This window comes from Alcanivorax nanhaiticus (assembly GCF_000756665.1).
Classification (GTDB): domain Bacteria; phylum Pseudomonadota; class Gammaproteobacteria; order Pseudomonadales; family Alcanivoracaceae; genus Alcanivorax; species Alcanivorax nanhaiticus.
This window is the reverse complement of record NZ_ARXV01000019.1, coordinates 62,504-69,564: the sequence shown is the minus strand read 5'-3', so window position 1 is coordinate 69,564 and position 7,061 is coordinate 62,504. Positions and strand designations below refer to the sequence as shown.

Below are 7,061 nucleotides of genomic sequence, written 5' to 3'. Positions count from 1 at the left end.
GTGGCAGAGCGGTGGATGCAGCTATTCAACGGGCCCTTGATCGTTAAGCGTTGGCTCAAGGGTGAGACTGAAGCGGCACAAGATCTGAAGGCTGAAGAAATCGTGCAGACCTGGCGAGAGCGCCTGTATGACCTTGGCTGGTTCCTGAAGTGTCTGAATGAGTATCTGGCCCGTAAGGCCAATGAGGAAGATTGTTGCAAAGGCAGGTTCTGGGAAAGCCGCTACAAGTGCCAGGCCTTGCTGGATGAGAAGGCGGTGCTGCAGTGCATGGCTTATGTGGATCTGAACCCAGTGCGGGCGGCTATGGAAGAAACCCCTGAGGAGTCCGATTACACCTCGATTCAGCAGCGCTCAGAAGCCATCAGCCAAGGTGATGGCGACAACAAGCAACGGCCAGCCCTTCTTCCCATGGTTCACGCCAGTAATGCCGAGGTAGAGGATGACGAGACGGTGTGTCGCTTCCGACTGATGGATTATCTGGAGCTGGTGGACAGTACAGGACGCGCTGTCCGTGATGACAAGCGTGGCGCAATCTCCGCACATGCGGCAGGTGTGCTGGATCGTCTGGGAATAGATGAGAGGGCATGGTTAGCCCATATGAGGCCTAAACAGCAACGGCAGCCCATTGCACTGGGAGCGTTGGATAAGCTGAAAGAGTACGCACAGCTGACGGGACGCAAATGGATTGCGGGGCAAAGCCTGGCGGGATGGTAAGTTGCTTTATTGCTGATTAAATTTATGCGTGTCTCGTGTTTCGTCTGCTAAGTGCTGGGCCTGCTTAATGTGTCTTACAAGCCCAGCTCCTATATTCTGGTGGATCCGCTAATTCAGCTGGTTTTTGTACACCACGCCGTCTTTCATGATGAAATCGAAATGTGTTTGCGGGTCTGCCACCAGAGACAGATCCTCAAGCGGATTGCCGTTGACAAGGATCAAGTCTGCATAGCTACCTTCTTCAATCACGCCAAGCTTCCCCTCTGTATAAGGGCTGCGGGGACCGGAGAGTGCCAGAAGCTCACCGGCGGTCGAGGTGGCCTGGCGTAATACTTCGACGGGAGTAAACCAGCGCTCCAGTTTGGCAAGTTGTTTTCCCTGTTTCTCGGCCAGTTGCGGATCAAACAGGGTATCAGTACCAAATACGATTTTTACTCCCACTTTCTTGGCCAGTTGATAAACGCGGTCGGTGCCTTCGGTGACTTCAATGTATTTTTTTCTGCTGAATGAACCTTCAGGAAACACGATGGCATCTTCGTCATCAAGAATGGGCTGCATGCTGAGATAGGCCCCCTTCTTTTTCATCAGCCTAAGTGTTTTCTCGCTAAGCAGATGCCCATGCTCAATGCTCATCACACCGGCGTTTACGGCGCGTTGGGTAGCCTCGTCGGTGAAAGTGTGTGTGGCAACGTAGGTGTTCCAGTCTGCAGCAGCTGCGACTGCCGCACGGGTTTCTTCATCCGTAAATTGTGTTACGTCGAGAGGGTCGAACGATGAGGATACACCGCCGCCAGAGTTAATCTTGATTTGCGATGCGCCCATGCGCAGGGCTTCACGGGTGCGTTTAAGGACTTCTGGTACCCCATCGGCCACAATCACGTGGCCAATTCGTTCCATGTAAACCAGAGAATCATGGGGGTTCGCAGGAACTGCTGTGGAAGGGCGAAAATCGGTATGGCCGGAGGTCTGGCTGATGGCCGGGCCAGAGGGGAAAATCCGCGGCCCCTTGTACAGGCCAGAATCCGTCAGCGCTGCCAGGGAAAAGACATTCCCGCCCACATCCCGGACGGTGGTAAAGCCACGCAGTAATGCTCTTTCATTGCTTTTAGCTCCAATCAGCAAGTGATATGCGTGATCGCTGGTAAGACCTAATTGCATAGGAATGCTTGCGTAGGCGGAGTGCCAGTGCATATCAATGAGGCCCGGAATCATCACCCGACCTTTGCCATCGATGACGGTTACGCCTTCGGCATCCGGCTTTTCTTGGGAAACGGTCTCGATGAGGTTCCCATTGATCATCACGTAGGCGTTCTCGACAAGCGCTTCATTACTGCCATCAAAAACGTGGACATTGGTTATGAGGGTTTTGGATGGAGGGGTTGCGGATGCCGGCACAAAAAAAGCAAGAAGGGATAGCGCCAGGGCCGTCCATAGCAGAGAGGGCTTCATCATCGATCTCCATCACATTCATCACTGGATAACGGGGGATTCACAATAGAAGAGCAGCATATTGCTGATCGAAATATTGCACGTGGCCAGGCGGTTCGCAAGAGTTAAGGCTGAAGTAACCGTGCAGACGCCTGTATGGACCTTAATCCGGTACGAGTGGCCATCGCGGAAACGCCTGAAGGTTTCGATTACACCTCGATTCAGCAACGTTCCCAAAGTCTGGGGTCAGAAACCAAACACAAGCGAAACCCGGGCTACTACCAATGGTTGAGACTAATAAAGTGGAGAAGGATGATGACGACACGGTATGCCGTTTCCGGTTTATGGATTATCTTGAACTTGTGGATAGTACTGGGTGTACTGTTCGTGATGACAAGCGTAGCGGTATCTCATCGCGTACTGCAGGCGTACTGGAGCGTTTAGGCATTGATAGTGAGACCGGATTAAGAAACATGGTGCCGAGAAAGCGGCGAAAACCTGTGGCACTAGCAGCCTGAGCCTGGGGATAACGGATTGGGTATTGGGCGTCAATGCCGCCCTGGTTGGGTGATGAATTGCCAAATAACGGCAAGTAAAAGGGGATAGGTTATGATTTCAGGGATGAAACGATTACGGAATACGCTCTGGCATGAGGTAAAAGAAATTTTGCCTGCCACAATATTTTTCCTGGCAGTATTCCATATGATATCAGTTACGAAATTGGCTGTGCTAGAACAGGTGGAGTTGACTGTGTTGCGCACTTCCGCTGCCACGGTTGCTGCTCTGCTGGTTGCCAAAGCGATTCTGATTGTAGAAAAGATCAAGATATCTGAACTATTCAGAAAGGTGCTTTGGCATAACATTATTTGGAAAGCTTTTCTTTTTTATCTGGGAGCAGCTAGTCGGGGACACGCATGAATTGGGGGATGTCTTACACGGTTCGTGGTTGTTGACCGATATTGATGGGTTCGGGTAGTCCGTAGTGTTGGGTGAAGGATAAGCAAGGAGGCTTGTCATGACCCGAGCGCGTTATAGCCAGGTATCGCTGGATTACTCGTCTTACTATCACTGTATCTGCCGCTGTGTGTGGCGGGCCTTTCTGTGTGGCCAGGATCATTATTCCGGTCAGGATTATGAACATCGCAGGCAATGGGTGGTGGACCGCCTTGCTGTGTTGGGTGAAGTGTTTGCCATTGATCTTTGTGCCTATGCGGTGATGTCCAATCACTACCATGTGGTGCTTCGTATTAACCAGAAGAAAGCCTTGAGCTGGTCGGATCAGGAAGTGGCAGAGCGGTGGATGCAGCTGTTCAACGGGCCGTTGATCGTCAAGCGTTGGCTCAAGGGTGAGACTGAAGCGGCAGAAAACCTGAAGGCTGAAGAAATCGTGCAGACCTGGCGAGAGCGCCTGTATGAGCTTGGCTGGTTCATGAAGTGTCTCAATGAGTATCTGGCCCGAACGGCGAAGGAGGAAGATTGTTGTAAGGGCCGGTTCTGGGAAAGCCGCTACAAGTGTCAGGCATTACTGGATGAGAAAGCGGTGCTGCAGTGTATGGCCTATGTGGATCTCAATCCTGTACGGGCGGATATGGCGCATACGCCTGAAGGTTCCGATTACACCTCTATTCAGCAACGTTCAGAAGCGATCAGGTCAGAGGTTGGTGATAAGCAAAAGCCAAACCTTTTACCTCTGGTTGATGAAAATACCATCGAGACAACGCATGAGGATACGGTATGTCGTTTTCGGCTGATGGATTACCTGGAGCTTGTGGATAGTACGGGTCGCGCTGTCCGCGATGACAAGCGCGGTGCTATCTCTGCTTTTGCAGCTGGCGTTCTTGATCGTTTGGGAATCGAAGAAGGGGAATGGCTGGCGCATATGAAACCCTGGAAGCAGCGACAGCCAGTGGCTTTGGGGTCTGTGTTGAGGTTAAAGGCTTACGCGCAGCTGACAGGGAGGAAATGGGTGGTGGGCCAGGGGGTGGCAGCTGGGTCAGTTTGCCCTGTCTAGCAAGTGACACTAAAGTATCACTTTAGGTCTAATCTCAGGATATGCCCATGAAAGTTGAGCTGGTCACTAACCTCAAGCGGCAGGCAACCAAGATTCTTGCAGAACTGCATGAATCAAAGGAGCCGGTATTGATTACGGAGCACGGGCAGCCATCAGCGTATCTTGTCGACGTGGAAGACTATGAGTTCATGCAGCGTCGACTTGAGCTGCTTGCAGGGCTCTCGCGGGGAGAATTGGCCGTGCTGGAAGGAAGAACGTACAGCCAGGATGAGGCCAGGGAGAAAATGAGCAACTGGCTGAAGTAATCTGGACGGAGCCAGCCCTGCAGCAACTAGATGAAGTTGCTGAGTATATTGCCCTCGATAACACCGCGGCCGCGAGGCAGCTAATCAGGATCATTTTTGATAAGACGGAGCGTTTAGCTGGCTTTCCTAAATCCAGACGGATTCCGCCCGAACTGCCGGATTCTGTATACAGGGAGGTAGTGGTTCCGCCGTGTCGCATCTTCTATCGTTTGGCCGAGACGAAAATTCTCATTCTTTATGTTCAGCGCGAAGAAAGGCAACTTCGATCCTTGATGCTTGAAAAGCGATAAACGATCGATAGACCGATCTATGAGTTTGGGATGTTCGTAACTAAATTCATGCGTGTCCCGGCTTAACCCTTTGCGCAGCCTGCCGCAATTATTCGGTGAAGAGGTGCTGACCGTGCTGCCCTTTCTGGCGGTTCTGCATCTGGCCCATGGTCCACTGAACCTGTCCCGGACTCAGTCGGTGCTGCTTGCCTGGCTACTCTCATCCATCCTTTTTGGCCTGGTGCATCTGCCATCCTACAACTGGAACCTGCTCCAGTGTCTCGTCGTTATTGGCAGTGCCCGTCTGGTGTTGTCACTGGCGTATATCCGCACCAAAAACATCTGGGTTTCTACCGGGGCCCATGTGATCAACGACTGGGCAATCTTCACCATGGTGTTGCTGGGGGCGTCGGCTTCTGCAAACGGTTAAGCTCGGAGCGGAGAGAAGCATAAGATCCGGGGCCACACCCTGTTGCTCCATTGTTGATAATCAGCAGGGAAGGTGTCGACAGTTAGCTCTGCTGATTGATTTGATAAAAATATTCTTTTTGAGCCGTTTAACCAAAGTCACTAAACGCTCCATGGTTAGCTGTTTACCTTGTCTTGCACATGCCGGGTTCCAGGCATAGAAAGGAGGGACTGAATAAAAACAACGGTAGAGATGATTCCATGACGGCAGATGTCCACTCTCTTCGCGCTTCCCCTTCTCGTCGCTCACATATCTCACATCATGGCGGCTTCGATAGTCTGGATCAGGAGCTGGATTACACCGTTCCGCTAGAGGCGGTTAAGGGGAAGATCCCGGATGCGGTCAGCGGTACCTTTTTTCGTATTGGGCCGGGAAGAAACAAGATTGGCGATCAGGAATTTGGGCACTGGTTTGACGGGGACGGCATGCTGCATTCGGTGTCGTTCAATGATGATGGTGTGGTGTATCGCAATCGCTATGTGCGTACTCCCAAATATCTGGCCGAGACCAAAGCCAACCGGATTGTGAAGCGCAGCTTTGGCCACAATGCGCCGGGGGGCATCCGCAAGAACATCGGTCGTCTGCCGGCCAACTGTGCCAACACCAATCTGGTTTACCACGGTGGCAAGCTGCTGGCGCTATGGGAAGGCGGCCGCCCCTGGCAACTTGATCCGGCCACCCTGGATACCATTGGCGAGCATGATTACGACGGCAAGCTGGGCAAGTTCAATGCCTTCAGTGCCCATGGCAAGGTGAACCCGCGCACCGGGGTGTACTACAACTTCGGCATTCGTCCCTCGTTCAGCCCCAAAGGGGCGCTCACTGGCAAGGGGGCCATTGATCTCTATCGTATTGCCCCGTCAGGTGATCTGGTGGAAAAGGGCGCTTTCGAGGTGGACTTTCTCAGTTTCTGCCATGACTTTGCCCTGACTGAGCACTACATGATTTTTTTCCAGTCTCCTATCGCCATGACGTCGACTGTGCCATGGCTGGCTGGGCTGATTCCGTTTGATCAGGCGATTGCCTGGCGGCCGGAGCTGGGCATGAAAATCTACGTGGTGCGCACGCAGGATTTCCAGGTGGAAAAAGTCTTTACCGTGGATGATCCGTTTGTGGCCATTCACTTTTCCAATGCCTGAGAAAGTGGCGATGGCAGGATCGAGGTGGATCTGACCCGTTACGAGGATTTTTCCGTAAACGAGCAGTTGCGCAATGTGCTTCACAGTACCGGCGAAACGGCGGCCGGGCGCTTTATGCGTTACCGGCTGGATATGCGCAGCGGCAACATTGAGGCAACAGAGTACCGTCATGCCTTGGCCGGAGAGTTCCCCCAGTGGGACCTGCGTTACACCACCCAGCCCACGCCGGTGATGTATGCCGCCTGTATGATGTCTGCTGACTCCACCTTTTTTGACGGTGTGGAACGGATCGACCTGCAAACCGGTGATGTCATCAGTCATGACCTTGGGGAGGGGCGTTATACCTCTGAAGCCATGCACGTGGCACCACGAGAGGGCGATGAGAATCAGGAAGGCTGGCTGGTGAGTATGGTGTACGACGCGTGTACGCACTTGAGTGAAGTGGTGGTTTTCGATGCCCGGACGCTGGAGGAAGTGGCGGTGGTGCCGTTGCAGAACCATGTGCCGTTCGGGTTCCATTGCGGCTACAGCCCGCAGTCGTTTGAGAAAAGCAGCCGAAAGTTGAAAACGCGGGATAGGCAAGAGTGGAATTGAAGGGTTGAGCCCGCGCCATTACCGGTAAGCGTCTGCAGGCGAAAGCAGAGCGAGTGACGAGTTTCGAGTAGCGAAAACCTGGCTGGAGTGGTTTTAAGTTTTTGCTTTTCGCAACTCGCTTCTCGCAACTCG

At 52.8% G+C, this 7,061-nt stretch carries 7 protein-coding genes and 1 pseudogene; 7 read left to right on the top strand and 1 reads right to left on the bottom strand.

All coding sequences use genetic code 11. The features are described 5' to 3' along the window. Positions 1–714, top strand: a 714-nt coding sequence (locus Y5S_RS17505; protein ID WP_035234925.1) for a hypothetical protein, incomplete at its 5' end; no start/stop codon positions are given. Between the two features lie 108 nt (positions 715–822). Here Y5S_RS17505 and Y5S_RS17500 read toward each other — a convergent pair. Beyond that, positions 823–2,163, bottom strand: a complete 1,341-nt coding sequence (locus tag Y5S_RS17500; protein WP_231552736.1) for a metal-dependent hydrolase family protein — start codon at positions 2,161–2,163, stop codon at positions 823–825. A gap of 588 nt (positions 2,164–2,751) precedes the next feature. Here Y5S_RS17500 and Y5S_RS17495 point away from each other — a divergent pair. The 6 genes and pseudogenes from Y5S_RS17495 (at position 2,752) to Y5S_RS20050 (ending at position 6,929) form a co-directional block, all read left to right on the top strand. Further along, on the top strand, positions 2,752–3,060 hold the full coding sequence (locus Y5S_RS17495; RefSeq protein WP_035234923.1) for a hypothetical protein: 309 nt from the start codon (positions 2,752–2,754) through the stop codon (positions 3,058–3,060). Positions 3,061–3,157: 97 nt separating this feature from the next. Then, the gene (locus tag Y5S_RS17490) at positions 3,158–4,153 is read left to right on the top strand and encodes a hypothetical protein (RefSeq protein ID WP_035234922.1); all 996 of its coding nucleotides are present in this window, start codon (positions 3,158–3,160) and stop codon (positions 4,151–4,153) included. Between the two features lie 47 nt (positions 4,154–4,200). Continuing rightward, positions 4,201–4,458 carry a type II toxin-antitoxin system Phd/YefM family antitoxin gene (locus tag Y5S_RS17485; RefSeq protein WP_035234921.1) on the top strand — a complete coding sequence of 86 codons (258 nt, stop codon included), beginning with the start codon at positions 4,201–4,203 and terminating at the stop codon, positions 4,456–4,458. Then, positions 4,446–4,748, top strand: a complete 303-nt coding sequence (locus Y5S_RS19570) for a type II toxin-antitoxin system RelE/ParE family toxin (protein WP_081939821.1) — start codon at positions 4,446–4,448, stop codon at positions 4,746–4,748. Before Y5S_RS17485 ends, Y5S_RS19570 begins: the two co-directional genes overlap by 13 nt. Positions 4,749–4,800: 52 nt before the next feature. After that, the gene (locus Y5S_RS17480; RefSeq protein ID WP_081939820.1) at positions 4,801–5,157 is read left to right on the top strand and encodes a CPBP family intramembrane glutamic endopeptidase; all 357 of its coding nucleotides are present in this window, start codon (positions 4,801–4,803) and stop codon (positions 5,155–5,157) included. A gap of 179 nt (positions 5,158–5,336) precedes the next feature. Next, a pseudogene (locus tag Y5S_RS20050) lies at positions 5,337–6,929 on the top strand (carotenoid oxygenase family protein). Positions 6,930–7,061 lie beyond the last annotated feature (132 nt).